This window comes from Acinetobacter sp. SM34, from assembly GCF_022012365.1.
Taxonomy (GTDB): domain Bacteria; phylum Pseudomonadota; class Gammaproteobacteria; order Pseudomonadales; family Moraxellaceae; genus Acinetobacter.
Genome location: NZ_JAKLTP010000009.1, coordinates 91,477 through 107,410, shown reverse-complemented (window position 1 = coordinate 107,410; position 15,934 = coordinate 91,477). Strand labels below are relative to the sequence as shown.

General features: G+C 44.7%; 14 protein-coding genes. 6 read left to right on the top strand and 8 right to left on the bottom strand.

Annotated features, from left to right (window positions below; all coding sequences use genetic code 11):
- Positions 1 to 170 precede the first annotated feature (170 nt).
- The 5 genes from LZZ98_RS09370 (at position 171) to LZZ98_RS09350 (ending at position 7,629) form a co-directional block, all read left to right on the top strand.
- The gene (locus tag LZZ98_RS09370; RefSeq protein WP_237787619.1) at positions 171 to 1,325 is read left to right on the top strand and encodes a methionine aminotransferase; all 1,155 of its coding nucleotides are present in this window, start codon (positions 171 to 173) and stop codon (positions 1,323 to 1,325) included.
- Between the two features lie 118 nt (positions 1,326 to 1,443).
- Positions 1,444 to 2,814: an MATE family efflux transporter gene (locus LZZ98_RS09365; RefSeq protein ID WP_237787618.1), complete on the top strand. Its 1,371-nt coding sequence runs from the start codon at positions 1,444 to 1,446 to the stop codon at positions 2,812 to 2,814.
- A gap of 164 nt (positions 2,815 to 2,978) precedes the next feature.
- On the top strand, positions 2,979 to 4,346 hold the full coding sequence (locus tag LZZ98_RS09360) for an LLM class flavin-dependent oxidoreductase (protein WP_237787617.1): 1,368 nt from the start codon (positions 2,979 to 2,981) through the stop codon (positions 4,344 to 4,346).
- A gap of 301 nt (positions 4,347 to 4,647) precedes the next feature.
- Complete coding sequence (locus tag LZZ98_RS09355; RefSeq protein ID WP_237787616.1) at positions 4,648 to 6,009, top strand: LLM class flavin-dependent oxidoreductase; 1,362 nt, start codon at positions 4,648 to 4,650, stop codon at positions 6,007 to 6,009.
- A gap of 252 nt (positions 6,010 to 6,261) precedes the next feature.
- Positions 6,262 to 7,629 carry an LLM class flavin-dependent oxidoreductase gene (locus tag LZZ98_RS09350; RefSeq protein ID WP_237787615.1) on the top strand — a complete coding sequence of 456 codons (1,368 nt, stop codon included), beginning with the start codon at positions 6,262 to 6,264 and terminating at the stop codon, positions 7,627 to 7,629.
- Positions 7,630 to 7,752: 123 nt separating this feature from the next.
- On the opposite strand, the gene LZZ98_RS09345 is transcribed toward LZZ98_RS09350, so the two are convergent.
- The gene (locus tag LZZ98_RS09345; protein ID WP_237787614.1) at positions 7,753 to 8,580 is read right to left on the bottom strand and encodes an ABC transporter ATP-binding protein; all 828 of its coding nucleotides are present in this window, start codon (positions 8,578 to 8,580) and stop codon (positions 7,753 to 7,755) included.
- 37 nt (positions 8,581 to 8,617) lie between these two features.
- A complete protein-coding gene (locus LZZ98_RS09340) occupies positions 8,618 to 8,833 on the bottom strand; it encodes a TOBE domain-containing protein (protein ID WP_086176493.1) in 216 nt (71 codons plus the stop codon).
- 229 nt (positions 8,834 to 9,062) lie between these two features.
- Here LZZ98_RS09340 and LZZ98_RS09335 point away from each other — a divergent pair, with 229 nt between their 5' ends.
- A complete protein-coding gene (locus LZZ98_RS09335) occupies positions 9,063 to 10,151 on the top strand; it encodes a sigma-54 interaction domain-containing protein (protein WP_237787613.1) in 1,089 nt (362 codons plus the stop codon).
- Between the two features lie 115 nt (positions 10,152 to 10,266).
- On the opposite strand, the gene LZZ98_RS09330 is transcribed toward LZZ98_RS09335, so the two are convergent.
- The 6 genes from LZZ98_RS09330 to LZZ98_RS09305 are packed head-to-tail and all read right to left on the bottom strand — an operon-like array spanning position 10,267 to position 15,919.
- On the bottom strand, positions 10,267 to 11,097 hold the full coding sequence (locus LZZ98_RS09330; RefSeq protein ID WP_237787612.1) for an ABC transporter permease: 831 nt from the start codon (positions 11,095 to 11,097) through the stop codon (positions 10,267 to 10,269).
- Positions 11,098 to 11,119: 22 nt separating this feature from the next.
- A complete protein-coding gene (locus LZZ98_RS09325) occupies positions 11,120 to 11,953 on the bottom strand; it encodes an ABC transporter ATP-binding protein (RefSeq protein ID WP_237787611.1) in 834 nt (277 codons plus the stop codon).
- A gap of 21 nt (positions 11,954 to 11,974) precedes the next feature.
- Entirely contained in the window at positions 11,975 to 13,003 is a 1,029-nt protein-coding gene (locus LZZ98_RS09320; protein ID WP_237787610.1) for an ABC transporter substrate-binding protein, read from the bottom strand.
- Between the two features lie 11 nt (positions 13,004 to 13,014).
- Positions 13,015 to 13,827, bottom strand: coding sequence for an ABC transporter permease (locus LZZ98_RS09315; RefSeq protein WP_237787609.1), 813 nt, complete (start codon positions 13,825 to 13,827; stop codon positions 13,015 to 13,017).
- Between the two features lie 2 nt (positions 13,828 to 13,829).
- Positions 13,830 to 14,675 (bottom strand): ABC transporter permease, encoded by an 846-nt coding sequence (locus LZZ98_RS09310; RefSeq protein ID WP_442862706.1) that lies wholly within the window; start codon positions 14,673 to 14,675, stop codon positions 13,830 to 13,832.
- Positions 14,669 to 15,919: an MFS transporter gene (locus tag LZZ98_RS09305; RefSeq protein ID WP_237787607.1), complete on the bottom strand. Its 1,251-nt coding sequence runs from the start codon at positions 15,917 to 15,919 to the stop codon at positions 14,669 to 14,671. Before LZZ98_RS09305 ends, LZZ98_RS09310 begins: the two co-directional genes overlap by 7 nt.
- Between the last annotated feature and the right edge of the window lie 15 nt (positions 15,920 to 15,934).

The following is a 15,934-nucleotide window of genomic DNA, read 5'->3' as shown; positions in this document are numbered from 1 at the left end:
TGTTGTTTTTTTAGTCCAGTAGGTTTTTTGTTAATTTTATTCGTCAGCACAATTCAATTAAATGGATGAAATTAGATAAAAATGTGCAGAGCTTAAGTCCATCCTTTTATTCTGCTGTGCTGCGCTTGCTGCTACACTGAACAGCATAAGAATATTGAAGAGTTCGGGTCATGCTTGAGATTCATTCCAAACTACCGGCACAGGGTGTCACCATTTTCAGCGTGATGACCGCGATGGCACATCGCCTGAATGCCTTAAATCTTTCCCAAGGTTTTCCCGACTTTGCCGCGCCACCCGCGCTACTCAAAGCCTTAAGCCAGGCGACTCTAGATGGTTTTAACCAATATGCCCCCAGTGATGGTCTGATTTCACTGCGTGAACAGGTAGCCCAGCAATTTTTAAAACGCGATCAATTAGTAATTGATCCACTGACTGAAATCACCATTACGCCCGGGGCCACGATTGCCATTTTTGTTGCCATTCAAGCTCTGATTCATGCCGGTGATGAAGTCATCATTTTCGATCCCTGCTATGACAGTTATGGCCCCAGCGTGCAACTGGTCGGCGGAAAGGCCATTCATATTCCCCTGACTGCCCCACAATTTTCAGTGGACTGGAACCGAGTTAAAGATGCCATCAATGATAGAACCCGAATGATCATTGTAAATACGCCGCACAATCCAAGCGGGGCAATCTGGTCAGGTCAGGACTGGCTCACTTTAATTGAACTGATTCGGGATAAAAATATCGTTGTACTGTCCGACGAAGTTTATGAGCACCTGATTTATGACAGTCAAAAGCATTATTCAGCCTTGTCTTTTCCGGAGCTTCGCGACCGCAGCATAGTGATCGGTTCTTTTGGTAAAACTTTCCATGTCACCGGCTGGAAAACCGGATATTGCATTGCCTCACCTGAACTGATGAAAATATTCAGACAGGTCTATCAGTTCGCCAGTTTCTGCGGGGTAACACCAGTACAAATGGCACTGACCACTTTTATGCAGCAGCATCCTGAACATATTGAAGGGCTTGCAGACTTTTATCAAGATAAACGTGATCTGTTTAATTCAGGGCTGCGTAACTCGCGCTTTCATTTTACCCCTTCACAGGGCACCTATTTTCAAAACCTGAATTACAGTGCCATTCGTCCCGATCTGGATGATGTCGAGATGTGTAAATTCTTGGCCGAACAGCATGGCATTGTTGCGATTCCCATATCCGTGTTTTATCAGCAAGCACCGGAAAATTTACGTTTAATCCGCTTTTGTTTTGCCAAAAAAGATGAAACCTTGGAACAGGCCTCGGCTATTTTATCCGCAATTTAAATTCATGATTTATTCATAAAATTCAGCCTTAGTTACCTAACAACTAAGGCTTTTTTAAGCTAACTCGGGTAGGGTTAGCAATGAGAATCAAAAGATAAAAATAGTTACAGGACGTTCCATGCCTCCTCATCATCACTCCTTGCTCAACCAGCAAAAACTTTGGAAAACATTTCTGATTTTTCTGTGGCCGTTGATTGCGACCAATATTCTGCAAAACCTGTCGGGAACGATGAATGCCATTTTTGTTGGACAAATGATGGGAGTCAATGCGATTGCAGCAGTAGCAGTATTCTTTCCGATTTTGTTCTGCCTGCTGGCTTTTGTGATTGGACTTTCCGCAGGTGCTACGGTATTGGTTGGACAGGCCTGGGGGGCGCAAAACATTGAAAAAGTACGCTGTGTGGTGGGTTCTACCCTGTTTATGACCTTAATTGGCGGCAGTATTATCGCCTTGTTTGGCGTGCTTTTTTCTAAGCATATTTTACTGGCTCTGGGTACCACGCCAGATGTAATGCATCTGTCCCTGCCTTATGTACAGTGGATGCTGGCCGGTAGTCCCTTACTGTTTATTTATATTATTTATACTTCCATTTTACGTGGCGTGGGCGACAGCACCACACCGCTGATTGCTTCCGGCATGACCATTCTGATTGGTGTAGTAATTACCCCGGTACTGATTGCCGGCTATTTTGGCTTTCCCAAAATGGGCATTATTGCACCGGCTATTGCCACCGCTGTTGGTTACTTGGCAGTACTGGTGTTTTTGCTGGTGTATCTCAACAAGAAAGACCATCCCTTGAAGCTTGACCGTCATCTGCTCAACCATATTCGCCATCACCCTGAACTGAGTAAAATTATTCTGCGTTTGGGTATTCCTACCGGTGTGCAGATGGTCACCACATCTGTTGCCGGGCTGGTTATTGTCGGCCTGGTCAACCGTTATGGTTCACATGCCACTGCAGCCTATGGTGCAGTCAATCAGGTCTTGAATTACATCCAGTTTCCTGCCCTATCCATTTCAATTGCTGCCTCCATTTTTGCAGCACAGGCGATTGGTGCAGAAAAATCGGATCTGCTCAATAAAGTGACCCATACTGCACTCGCTATGAATATTGTGATTACCGGTGGATTAGTGGCTTTGGCTTATCTGTTCTCGAAATATCTGATGGCGCTGTTTATCACCGACCCGACGGTGGTGGTACTGGGACAGCAACTGTTATTTATTGTGCTATGGTCCATCCTGTTCTTTGGTGCCAGTGCAATTTTTGCTTCCATCATGCGTGCCAGCGGTACGGTAACGATCCCCATGCTAATTAACATCGGCACAATTTTATTGATTGAAGTGCCTTGTGCTTACCTGTTCAGTTACTGGTGGGGCTTGCAAGGCATTTGGTATGCCTATGCGCTGTCATTCGTCTGCTTGTGTATTTTGCAGGCACTTTATTATCAGTTGGTGTGGAAGAAAAAGACCATTAAGGCACTGGTGTAATATTCAGCCTTTAACAGCGAAATAAATCCAAGCAAAAAACTTGTGATTGGCGTATTTCCTGCTTAATCCATATTTTTTATATGGATTTAATTTTATCGTATTTTTAAGCCTGAAAATTCCTTGTTATAACCAGCTAACAACATAAAAAACACAAGGTTTTTCTCATGGCTGAACGTAAAATCCGTCTTGGTGCTTTTATTCCAACCACTTCTCAGCATGCTGCCGGCTGGCGTCATCCGCAGTCACGTCCGCAGAATCATTTAAATATTGACTATGCCATTGAGCTGGTCAAAACGGCAGAACGTGGTTTATTTGATGCCTACTTTTTGGCGGACACTTTAGCTGTACGCGGCGACTGGGGTTCCGCCACCAGCAAAGGCTGGGGTCTGGGCGATAAAGATACTGGCTTTGAACCAGTCACCCTATTCGCTGCCCTGTCTGCAGTGACGAAAAATATTGGTTTTGTCGCTACTGCATCGACCACCTATGAGCACCCATATACGCTGGCACGCAAATACGCCTCACTGGATCATATTTCCAAAGGACGTGCGGCATGGAATGTAGTCACCACAGCCTCTAAACAAGTCGCGCGCAATTTTGGCCTGTCCGAACATCCAGATGCCAAAAGCCGCTATGCACGTGCACATGAATTTATTGAGGTTACACAGAAACTCTGGGATTCTTGGGAAGATGATGCCTTTGTATATGACAAAGCCTCTGGACAGTTTTTCCAGCCAGAAAAATTTCATGAACCTCAGCACAAGGGCAAATATTTTGAAGTGCAAGGCGCATTAAACGTACCGCGCCCGCCACAGGGCTATCCGGTGATTGTACAGGCAGGTCAGTCGGAAGATGGCCGTGAGCTGGCTGGAAAATATGCCGAAGTGATTTTTACTGCACAGCAAAATTTAGCCGATGCACAGGAATTTTACCGTGATGTGAAAGGTCGTTTAGCTAAATATGGCCGTCATCCGGATGACCTGAAAATCATGCCGGGTGTTTCGATTTTTGTGGCAAAAACGGCAGAAGAAGCACAGGAAAAATACGATCTGTTAAACAGTCTTATTCATCCACAAGTCGGTCTGGGTCTGCTTTCCGGTTTGGCCGGCGGAATCGATCTGGAACAATATGACATCGATGAGCCTTTCCCTGAACTGGATGAAAGCTTGATCAATTTTGGCAGTCGCCAGCAGATGATGATTGATATTGCCCGCAAGCATAACTTTACCATCCGCCAACTGTATGAATATGTAGCCTCTGCACGTGGCCACTGGACGCTGGTGGGTACTCCTGAGCAGATTGTGAACCAGCTACAAGAATGGTTTGAAAATGAAGCTGCAGATGGCTTTAATATTCTGCCACCAAGCACGCCTGCCGGTTTAAATGATTTTATCGACCTGATTGTGCCAGAACTGCAGCGCCGTGGCCTGTTCCGTACCGAATATGAAGGCAGCACCCTTCGTGAAAACTTGGGACTGAAACGTCCGGAAAACCAGTACGTACTGGCGCAAAAACAAGCGCAGGCATCTTAATTCAAGAACCACCCAAATGCCCTTCGGGGCATTTTTTATGTATTTTGAAATTCAACTCATTTTAATCTTTCTCATCACTACTTTGCCCCAAAGTATTCTTTTTTGAAGATCGACCTTATTTCATATAAGCACTGCGTTTTTTCTACTGTCTGTTTTGAAACAAAAGCGCCTGATGAGTGCTGATTCTTCAACATATAAAAATAACACCCAAAATAAGATTATGTTTTTTATAAATTTTTAAATTGGCACAATGTTTGAAACAGCTGTTTTGATTATTGATTAAAATGTACAGGATATAACAATGTCAAAACGTCAAATTAAACTTGGTGCCTTTATTCCTACCACTTCACAGCACGTTGCCGGCTGGCGCCATCCTGAATCTCGTCCACAAGATCATCTCAACATTGACTATGTGATTGAACTTGCACAGACAGCTGAACGCGGCTTGTTTGATGCCTATTTTCTGGCAGATGGCTTATCGGTACGTTGGGGTTCTGCAATTGAAGGCGAAAAGGGTCTGGGCGATAAAGGTGTCGGCTTTGAACCGGTTACCCTATTTGCAGCACTTTCCACAGTGACCAAAAATATTGGTTTTATTGCCACCGCATCAACTACCTATGAAGATCCTTACATTTTGGCTCGTAAATTTGCGTCTTTAGATCATATTTCCAAAGGACGTGCAGCCTGGAACGTGGTGACTACGGCATCTGCCGACACTGCACGGAATTTCGGCCTAGAAAAGCATCCTGATGCCAAAGTCCGTTATGAACGTGCCGATGAGTTCATTGAAGTGACGCAAAAACTATGGGATTCCTGGGAAGATGACACCTTCATCTATAACAAGCAAGATGGTCAATTCTTCGATGCCAGCAAACTGCATGAGCCATTACATGCAGGAAAATACTTCAATGTACAAGGTGCGCTAAATGTCTCACGTCCACCGCAAGGCTATCCTGTGATTGTACAAGCTGGTCAGTCTGAAGATGGCCGTGAACTTGCGGGTAAATATGCCGAAGTGATCTTTACCGCACAGCAAAGCCTGGAAGATGCGCAAGAATTCTACCGTGATGTGAAAAGCCGCCTGTTGAAATATGGCCGTCATCCGGATGACCTGAAAATCATGCCGGGTGTGTCTATTTTCGTGGCCAAAACTGAACAGGAAGCTCAAGAGAAATATCAGCTACTGAATAGCCTGATTCATCCTGAAGTCGGTCTGAGCCTATTGTCCGGTCTGGCAGGCGGAATCAATCTAAAGAAATTTGATCTGGATGCGCCGTTCCCGAAACTGGAAGATACCGACATCAACTTCTCAAGCCGTCAGCAAATGATGATTGATATTGCCCGCCGTCATAACTTTACCATCCGTCAATTGTACGAATACATTGCCTCTGCACGTGGTCACTGGACCCTGATTGGTACGCCTGAACAGGTGGTGGATGAGCTGCAAACCTGGTTTGAAAATGAAGGTGCTGACGGCTTTAACGTGTTGCCACCGACCACCCCTGCTGGCTTGAATGACTTTGTTGATTTCATTGTGCCTGAACTGCAACGCCGTGGCTTGTTCCGTACTGAATACGAGGGTTCGACTTTGCGTGAGAACTTGGGGCTGAAACGTCCTGAAAATCAGCATGTCATCGCTCAACAAGCAAACAAGGCATCTTGATCACCTGAAAACACATGCTCCAGTTGGGGCATGTGTCTTATACCCATAAAAAAATTATGCCTTTTTCATCCTCAGCATATTCAATGCAAGTTTTAAACTGAACTCATGGCAACATAACAACAGTTAAGCTGTTGATATAACAACAATAAATTAAATTTAAATTACTAAGTATATGATTTTTATTATTTATTTTATTGGCATGCTCTTTGAACTATATAAAACCATAATCAACAACATCAAACAGGTTTTCATATGTCAAAACGTCAAATTCGCCTTGGTGCTTTTGTACCAGGCACTTCTCAGCACGTTGCAGGCTGGCGCCATCCGCAAGCTCGTCCACAAGACAGCCATAACTTAAATTACTTTATTGAACTGGCCAAAACGGCTGAACGTGGCTTATTTGATGCCTATTTCCTTGCTGACGTTCCAGTGACTGTTGATCCGGATACCACACCCAACTTGGGTTTAACCGGCGGTTTTTCTGCAGGACTTGAGCCTGTATCCCTGTTTTCTGCACTAGCAGCAGTGACCAAAAATATTGGCTTTATTGCCACTGCCTCAACCACTTATGAAGAGCCATACAGTCTGGCACGTAAATTTGCTTCACTGGATCATTTATCCGAAGGTCGTGCTGCCTGGAATGTGGTGACGACTGCGGGAGCACATGTGGCTAAAAACTTTGGTTTAAACGATGCTCCACATCCGAAAGAACGCTATGAACGTGCCGATGAGTTCATTGAAGTGGCACAAAAACTTTGGGATTCCTGGGAAGATGATGCCTTTGAATACAATAAGGAAACCGGACAATTCTTTGACGGTGACAAACTGCATCCACCGCGTTTTAAAGGCAAGCATTTAGCCGTACATGGTGGATTGAATGTGGCACGTTCACCGCAAGGCTATCCGGTGATAGTCCAAGCGGGTCAGTCTGAAGATGGCCGTGAACTGGCGGCAAAATTTGCCGAAGTGATTTTCACAGCCCAACAAAAACTGGAAGATGCCCAAGCCTTCTACCGTGATGTAAAAGGCCGTTTAGCCAAATATGGCCGTCATGCCGATGACCTGAAAATCATGCCAGGTGTATCCATTTTTGTTGGCAAGACAGAAGAAGAAGCGCGAGCCAAATATGATGAACTGAACAGCTATATTCATCCGACTTTGGGTCTGTCTTTAATCCAACAACTGGGCGGTTTTACCGAAGACCTGTCAAAATTTGATCTGGATCAACCCCTCCCTGAGCATATTGGACAAATAGAAAATGGCGCCAGCCGTAACCAATTGATTCTAGAGATTGCACGTAAAAACAATTTCACTATTCGCCAGCTTTATCAATGGGTGGCAAGTGCGCGTGGTCACTGGACCATTATTGGCACCCCAGAACAGGTGGTAGATGAACTCCAAGCCTGGTTTGAAAATGAAGCCGCGGATGGCTTTAATATCCTGCCGCCAACCACGCCTGCCAGCCTGGATGACTTTGTTGATTTAGTAGTACCTGAACTGCAACGTCGTGGCCTGTTCCGTACCGAGTATGAAGGTAAAACCTTACGTGAAAACTTAGGCTTAAAACGTCCTGAAAACCAGTATGTGCTGGAAAAGCGTCATACCGCTCAGGCATCTTAAGTAAAAGATTTGCCAAAAAAAATGCCCTGCGGGGGCATTTTTTTATGTTCTTAATTTTAGTTTTTAAAATTTTCAGGCATTAAAAAAGCCTTGTTTCCAAGGCTGTCGGTTTGAATCTGCGGATTACCAGGCAAATTGATAATCTGAAAACTTTGCTGCCGGTTTATTACGGTGTAACTGGTCTTTTAGCGGATCGCTAAAATCCGTCAAAATGTCATTTTTAATATTGTGCAAACGCACATCTTCACGTTTACGCGGATGGGCAACCGGGATATCAACAATACGTTTAATCCGACCCGGATGGGGTTGCATCACCACCACACGATCCCCTAAAAATACTGCTTCCTCAACGTCATGGGTCACAATCACCATGGTGATTTTTTCTGCCTGCCAAATACGCTGTAATTCGTCTTGCAGGTTCTGACGGGTTAAAGCATCAAGTGCGCCAAAAGGCTCATCCAGAAATAAAATTTCCGGACGATTGACCAAACTGCGTGCAATCGCCACACGCTGGTTCATGCCGCCTGAAAGCTGGGATGGATAGGCATTGGCAAAACTGGTCAGATTGACCAATTGCAAATGTTCATCAATCAGTTTGTCTTCCTCAGCCCGTGTCAGCTTACTCTGATGCAGTGCAATACGCACATTTTCACGCACGCTTAACCAAGGAAAAAGACGGTGGTCTTGAAATACGATCCCGCGTTGTAAACTGGTGCCAAAAATCTTTTTTCCATCCACCTGGATCTGGCCCTGATAGCTGTTTTCCAGTCCCACCAATAAGCGTAACAGTGTGGATTTACCACAGCCACTGCTACCGACAATACTGATAAATTCACCCGGCTGGATGTCTAAATTAATATCGTCCAGCACAGTTAAAACGTCATTGTTTTGTGTCGGATAGGTTTTGCTGAGTTGCTGAATAGATACATGGCCTGTTGCTTGCTGTGTCATCTCTCAATTCTCCTGTAAAGCTTGAGGCACTGGCGAATTAAAGCTTCGCCAGGGACACTTCCGTCGATTTGATCAACACCACCACTTCAGAACCGACTTTAAGGTCCAGGTCTTTCACTGAACGGGTACTGATAATTGAAGTGAACAGACCGGCTTTGGTTTCCACATTTATTTCTGAAACAACGTCACCTTCTAATACTTCTTGAATAATACCTTTAAACTGGTTACGTACATTTACTGAAGTAATTGCCATTTTAATTATGCCTTTTGTTATTTAGAGGTCTCTAATATAAAACAGATTATTGATTTACTTTATCTTGATTTATCCTTTAGTTATCCCTATTTTTTTTATCTTTTAAAAAGATAAATAATCCCAGCTTTAATTTATATCTGAAAGCGATAATCAAATACCGATATATTATTTATCATTCCATTTTAAATATTTCATGATGATCAACATTTTCAACAAGTATAAGAATCTCATGTCTATTTTAACCCACCCCAATGTACCCTCTGCCCTGAAGCATAAGCGTGCAACGGCGACGGTATTTGAAGATCCTTTATCACAGGCGCTGCTTGCCCGTATTGAACAGATTGCGCCAAGTGAAGCCAATGCGTTGATTATTGGTGACACTGGCACAGGCAAGGAACTGGTCGCCCGGCAAATTCATCAGCTCAGCCATCGTGCCAAAGGCCCGTTTGTGGCGGTGAACTGTGGTGCTTTCACCGAATCATTAGTCGAAAGTGAACTTTTTGGACATGAAAAAGGGGCTTTTACTGGTGCAATCCATACCCGTGTGGGCTGGTTTGAAGCTGCGCATAATGGCACCTTATTTTTAGATGAAATTGGCGATTTATCGCTGTCGATGCAGGTCAAATTACTGCGGATTTTACAGGAACGCGAGATCGTGCGTGTCGGTTCACTCAAGCCGATTCCAATCAATGTGCGCATTATTGCCGCGACCAATGTCGATCTGGAAAAAGCCGTGCAGGACGGTCGTTTCCGGGAAGATTTATTCTATCGCCTGCATGTGGCTTTACTCAAAATTCCAAAGCTTTCAGAGCGTCGCGATGATATTCTGCCACTGGCAAAACACTTTATTCAGGTCTACCAGACCGACCCGCATGCGACCCCATTGCGCCTCAGTCAACTGGCGCTCAAAAAGCTGACTTTGCACCCTTGGCCCGGCAATATCCGCGAGCTGGAAAACACTATTCATCATGCCGTTTTAGTCAGTAAAAATGGCGTGATTGAACCGGAAGATATTACTTTTTCCAGTATTCAATCGATTGCCCAGAAAGCTGAACCTTTTACCTTTGCTTCAACTGCTTCAGTGAATGGAACGATTAAGGATCATCAGGATGCAGGACAACTTTTAGAACAGACATTTCAGAGTATTTTTCAGTCTTCGGAACAGTTTAAACAGACCAATATCAATGAGCTGATAGAAGAAAAATTTATTCGCAGTGCCTATCAATACTGCCAGTACAACCAGGTACATACTGCAAAATTATTAGGCGTGACCCGTAATGTCATTCGCACACGGTTAATTAAATATGGTTTATTATAAATACCCACTCATTTATTTTATTATGCTTTTACTTTACTATTTAAATTTTAACCAGATAATAAAAAACCTCGATTTATCTATCGAGGTTTTTTATTTTAATGATTTTTATTTCTTATTATTCAATTGGATTACGTTTCCAGGCCGTAAAGTATTTTTCCAGACCAATTAAAATATAGTTAAACGATAATCCGACTAAGGTAATCACTAAAATTCCCACGAACATTTGCGGAATTTCAAAACTGAACTGTGAATACATAATCAGATAGCCCAGTCCTGCTTTGGCACCAAACATTTCTACTGCCACCAAAGCCAGGATCGAGATCGCTCCGGCCAAGCGGATGCCGACAAAAATAGTCGGTACAGAAGCAGGTAAAATCACTTTACGGAACAGTTGATAGGGTTTTAAGCCCATGGTACGTGCTGATTTAATTAATAGTGGATCAACCGTTTGTACACCGGTAATGGTATTTAAAAGAATCGGCCAGGTGCAGGCATAAACCAGTAAGCTGATTTTGGATGCTTCACCAATACCTAGGAACAGGATAAATAACGGCATTAAGGCTAAGGCGGTAGTATTACGGAACAGTTCCAGTAATGGATTGAGAGTTTCTGCCACCAGTTTGTACCAGCCAATCACCAAACCCAGTGGAATGGCAATGGCTAAGGCCAGAGCAAAACCAATGATTGAACGCTGAATACTGGCAAAGAAATGCGTACCCAATTGACCGCTTTGATAGAGCTGCCAGGCCGTTTCCAACACAGTGGATAATGGCGGTAAAAATGCCGGACTGACTACACCTGTTCGGGGTAAGGTTTCCCAAAGCAATAAAAATAATAAGATGGCGATACTACGTTTAAAAATAGTGTTCAGCCAGCTTAGTTCCAGGCGTGGTTTTGACGGGCTAAAGGCTTCGCTATGCGGAATCGCCTGTTGAGTCGATGACATGATGAATAATCCTCAATTTTATTTATGCGTGAGCAAGCTGTTTATCTTTTTCGAGTGCTTGTGCCTTAATCACTTCTTCGCTTAAAAGCGACCAAATTTGATGACGTAATTGACCGTATTCTGCAGTTGAGCGAATATCTTCGGCATTACTTTTTAGGCTGGGTGGAATCTCGATGACTTCCTTAATCCGTCCCGGTCTAGAGGTCATAATGGCCACGCGTTGGCTAAGGAAAATCGCTTCATCAATACTGTGGGTAATGAAAACAATGGTCTTTTTAGAGGACTGCCAAATCTTGATCAGCTCTTCTTGCAGGGTTTCACGGGTTTGTGCATCCAGTGCAGCAAAGGGTTCATCCATGAGTAGAATTTCAGGTTCATACGCCAGACTGCGTGCAATCGCGACACGCTGCTTCATTCCGCCTGAAAGTTCATTGGGATAATGTTTTTCAAAACCAGACAGCCCGACCAGTTGCAGATAATACTGGGCTTTCTCACGGCGGGTTTTCTTGTCGACACCCTTAGCCTCTAAACCAAATTCAATATTTTCTAAAGCGGTCAGCCAGGGATATAAGGCATATTGCTGAAATACAATGCCACGATCCAGACCGGGTTGGGTAATCTGTTTGCCACTGAGTAAAATCTGCCCCGAAGAGGGTTTGGTCAGGCCGGCAATCAGGTCCAGCAAGGTCGATTTACCGCAGCCGCTAGGACCCACGATGGAAACAAATTCACCTTGCTGAATATCTAAAGTGACATTTTCAACCGCCACGAATTCAGGTTTATAATTTTTGCTATTGGGATGATTTTGTGCAGGAAAAATTTTCCGCACATGATCTAAATTTAAAGCACTGGTCATAGTCATATTCCTTTTTTAATCTTAATTTTTTTGTGGTGCATAAGGATTAAATTCATTGCTGTACAACGTACTGACATTGAGCTGATGCGGTTTTAATTTCTGCTCTTGTACCAAAGCCTTGACCCAAGGCTCGAAGTCTTGATCTTTTTGTACCCCACCCACTGCATGTACACCAGTTCCGGTATAAAACGGGATCAGGACTTTGGTTTCGTTGCGCTGACGTTTATCAATAATGCTTTCCATACGCGCAATAATTTGTTCTTTCGGGGTGTCGTGTAACCACTCTTGTGCACGTGCCACACCATTGACGAAGGTTTTGGCCAGCTCCGGGTTTTGCTCAATAAAGTCACGGCGCATTGAATAACTGCCGGCAGTAAATGGTCCGTATAACTCAATATCTTTAAACACCGGACGTACACCACCGCTCTTTAATGCGCGTTTTTCCAAAATGCCCGAGAACACGGCAATATCAATTTGCCCATTGCGTAAGGCTTGCTCGGCACTGATTGGCGGCAAGACAATCAGCTCCACCTCACGGATTTCTTTTTCGGTTAAACCATGACGCAGTAAATAATCTTTCACGATAAATTCATAATGTGCGCCAAAGGCATTTACTGCGATTTTTTTGCCAATAAAATCGCGTGCGCTACGAATCGGGCTATTTTCCAGTACATAGAAACCCACGTTCATTTCCGCATCGCTACCATAAGATGCAACAACCGGTATAACATCCAGACCTGCAGCAATCACTTTCACCACTGCCCCATTAAAGGCGGAGGCAAAGTCGACATCGCCTGCAACCAGCGTGAGCAGGTCTTGTGGACCACCCTGTACCGTGCCGACGTAATCCAGTTTAATTTTGCCCAGGTAACCCAAGTCTTGTGCTAGTTCAGGCAAGGACACCAGACCGGGATAACTTTGGTAACGCAAATTCGTCACTGCAGCGGCAGGATTTTTTTCCAACTGTTGTGTGCTACAGCCTGCAACGACACTTGCACCGATCACGGCTGCCAAGACCGCTTTTTGCCAAAATTTTGGGAGTATTTTCATTATTATTTCTCCTAACTGCGCTGCTGCCAGCGCAGGACTTTTCGTTCTATACGGACAAGGATGCTGTTTAAAATCACCCCGACAAAACCAATGCTCAGCATGCCTAAAATAATCAAGGACACATTAAACTGCTCACGACCACGAATGACCAGATTACCCAGCCCAACGCCATAATTTGCCAGTAAAAATTCGGAACCCACGGTTGCCAGCCAGGCGAAAATTAACCCAAGTTGTAGACCGACAAAAATCTGTGGACTGGCGGCCGGTAAAATCAGCTTGCGGTAGGTATACAGTTTTGGAAACTGATAGACTTTTGCGACTTCACTGTATTTCGCACTGATGCTGCTCACGCCTTCGAGGCTATGCAGGGCCACGGGATAGAATACTGAAAGGCTGATAAACAGGACTTTTGCGCCGTTACCGTAGCCTAAAAAAGTCGAGATTAACGGTAACCAGGCAAACAGCGAGACCTGACGCAACACGTTAAAACCGGGTGCAAATAACCAGTTGATCCAGCGTGTAGTCCCTAAAGCCACACCAAAGGCAACACCAAGCGTTGCGCCAATGGCATAGCCCACAAAATTACGACTTAAGCTCGCCACAAAACCCTGCCAAAACTCGGCTTGGCTAAAGCTCTGGATTGCCCCGTTGAATACCGTCAAGGGTGATGGAATCAGTTTGGCATCCAGCCACTGTAAGGCTGATGCCACGGCCCAGAGTGCAATAAAGGCGAGAGGTAAAATCAAGGCTTGCAGCACTTTAATACTTTTTTCCACACCCGAATTTACACGGATGACCGATTTTTCAAGACTGAGTTCTGACATGATTAGCCCCCTACTCGCGTTGCATAAAAACGAGCAAGGCGTTCAAAGGCAGCCAAACCACTGTCTAGAACAAAGCCCGTGATGCCAATTAAAATGATGCCCATGAAAATAATATCCATCTGCATCAATTGACGTCCCCACACCATCAGGAAGCCAATGCCTTCACTGCTTGCCAGTAATTCTACAAACACCAAGGCCAACCAGGCCTGCATCACACCCTGACGCAAACCGCTAATAATCGCTGGCAGGCTTGCCGGCAAAATCACCTTGGAAAAAGTCTGGAATTTAGAAAACTGGTAGACCTGTGCCACTTCAATTAAACGGTTTGGTACTTGCTGAATGCCTTTAAAGGTTGCGATCAGCACCGGTGAAACCACGGCTAATGAGATCGCAACAATCTTCAAGGCTTCATCAATACCCAAGAAAATCATCAGCAGTGGAATCCAGCCAATAATCGGAAACTGGGTCAGGAGCTGAATCGTTGGCAAGACAAAACGCTGCGCGCGCTGTGATAACGCAAACCAGATCCCTAAACTTAAGCCTACGCTCACCCCTAAAACCACGCTCCAGAAAATACGTTTGGCGCTGGTGGCAAAGTGAAATTGCAAATCGCCAGACTGCCAAAGTTCAACGCTGGTACTCCACACCAATTGTGGTGCCGGTAAAATTTGCTCTGGCAACCACTGCTGCACGGTTGCCACATGCCACACCGCCAACAACAACACCGGTAGCAGCAGACCACAAGCCAATTGCAAGGTTACTTTCAGGTATTTCTTAAAAAATTCAAATGCACTACGGTAACTTTGCCACTGTACCGAATGTGCGGTTACATTCGTAAGGCTCATGATTCTTGTCCTTCTGCGACCTGTGCTGATACATCAGGTTTTAAAAATGAAATAAATGTCTGATCTCGTGAGATCAATAAAATTAGTGCTATAAACGCCAGACCAATTGGTAAAAACAGGTTTTGCAGACCCACGCTGGCACCAAATGCCGCACCGAGAAAGCCACCCAATAAGCCACCAGTAGGGCCAACCAAGGCTAGAATTGGAGAGATTTTTGCCATCGCAGTTTGTTCACCCACTTTGGCAAAGGACATGAAGTTTGCGATATGCAGCATGCCTAGACCGAGTCCCAACATCAGCGATGCGGGCCACATCCACAGCGTGACCGATGTAATTGCCAAAGTCAGTAAGGCACTACTGATCAGGCCCAATCCGATCAAGTAAAATTTCTGGTATCCCACCAGTTCCGCCAAGCCACCCATAGTAAAAAGTGAACCAACAAAAACCAGGCCTTGTGTCGTGAGCAGCATCACCGCCATAGATTCCGCTAAAGAGAAACTCTGGATCGCAATCACCACAATAAAAAAGCCAAAATAGTTATTCGCGACGCTACTTAAAAATTCCAAGGCGCAAATTACCCGTAATGGCGCATGGGTTTTCAGCAAGGCCAGTGGTGCAACCACATCTCGCCATTGAAAACTCGGCGTACTTTCGGTGTGTTGATGAACTTTTTGAAAGCAAAACGGGGCAAAAAATAAGGTACCCAGAAACAGCAATGCCACGCAGTAAAAACTGCCACCATAACCAAAATGCTCGATCAGCAATACACTTAAAGCAGGAGCAATCAGGAAGAATCCCATCATGTGTGAACCACGGAACCAGCCGGCTTTGGCAGGGCCTAATCGCTTCAGATTGCTCAAAAACACGGTATTAATGGAGACAAAGCGCATCGGCAAAAAGCAGCTCACCAGTGCGGTTAAAATCATCAGATACCAGGCATTGGCTTGTAAGGGGGTAAGGAAATACAACACGGCGCCCATCACACTGCCGATGCTGAATACCTTTAATGAACCTAAGCGCTGTACCAGGACACCAATCGGCAAGGCCATAAACAAAATGCCAATGTTTTGTGCTGCCGAGATCAAACCGAGTTGCAGTTCAGATGCGTTCAGGTGCACCGCATAAAGTGAAATCAGTACCCGTGCCACACCTACGCCCAAACCGGCAATAATCGTGAGTAGCACAAAGCTACTCATGAATTTTACGGTCAGTGGTGTGGTCACAACATTGGTTTCAATGGGATTCATAACCACGTTCCTGAA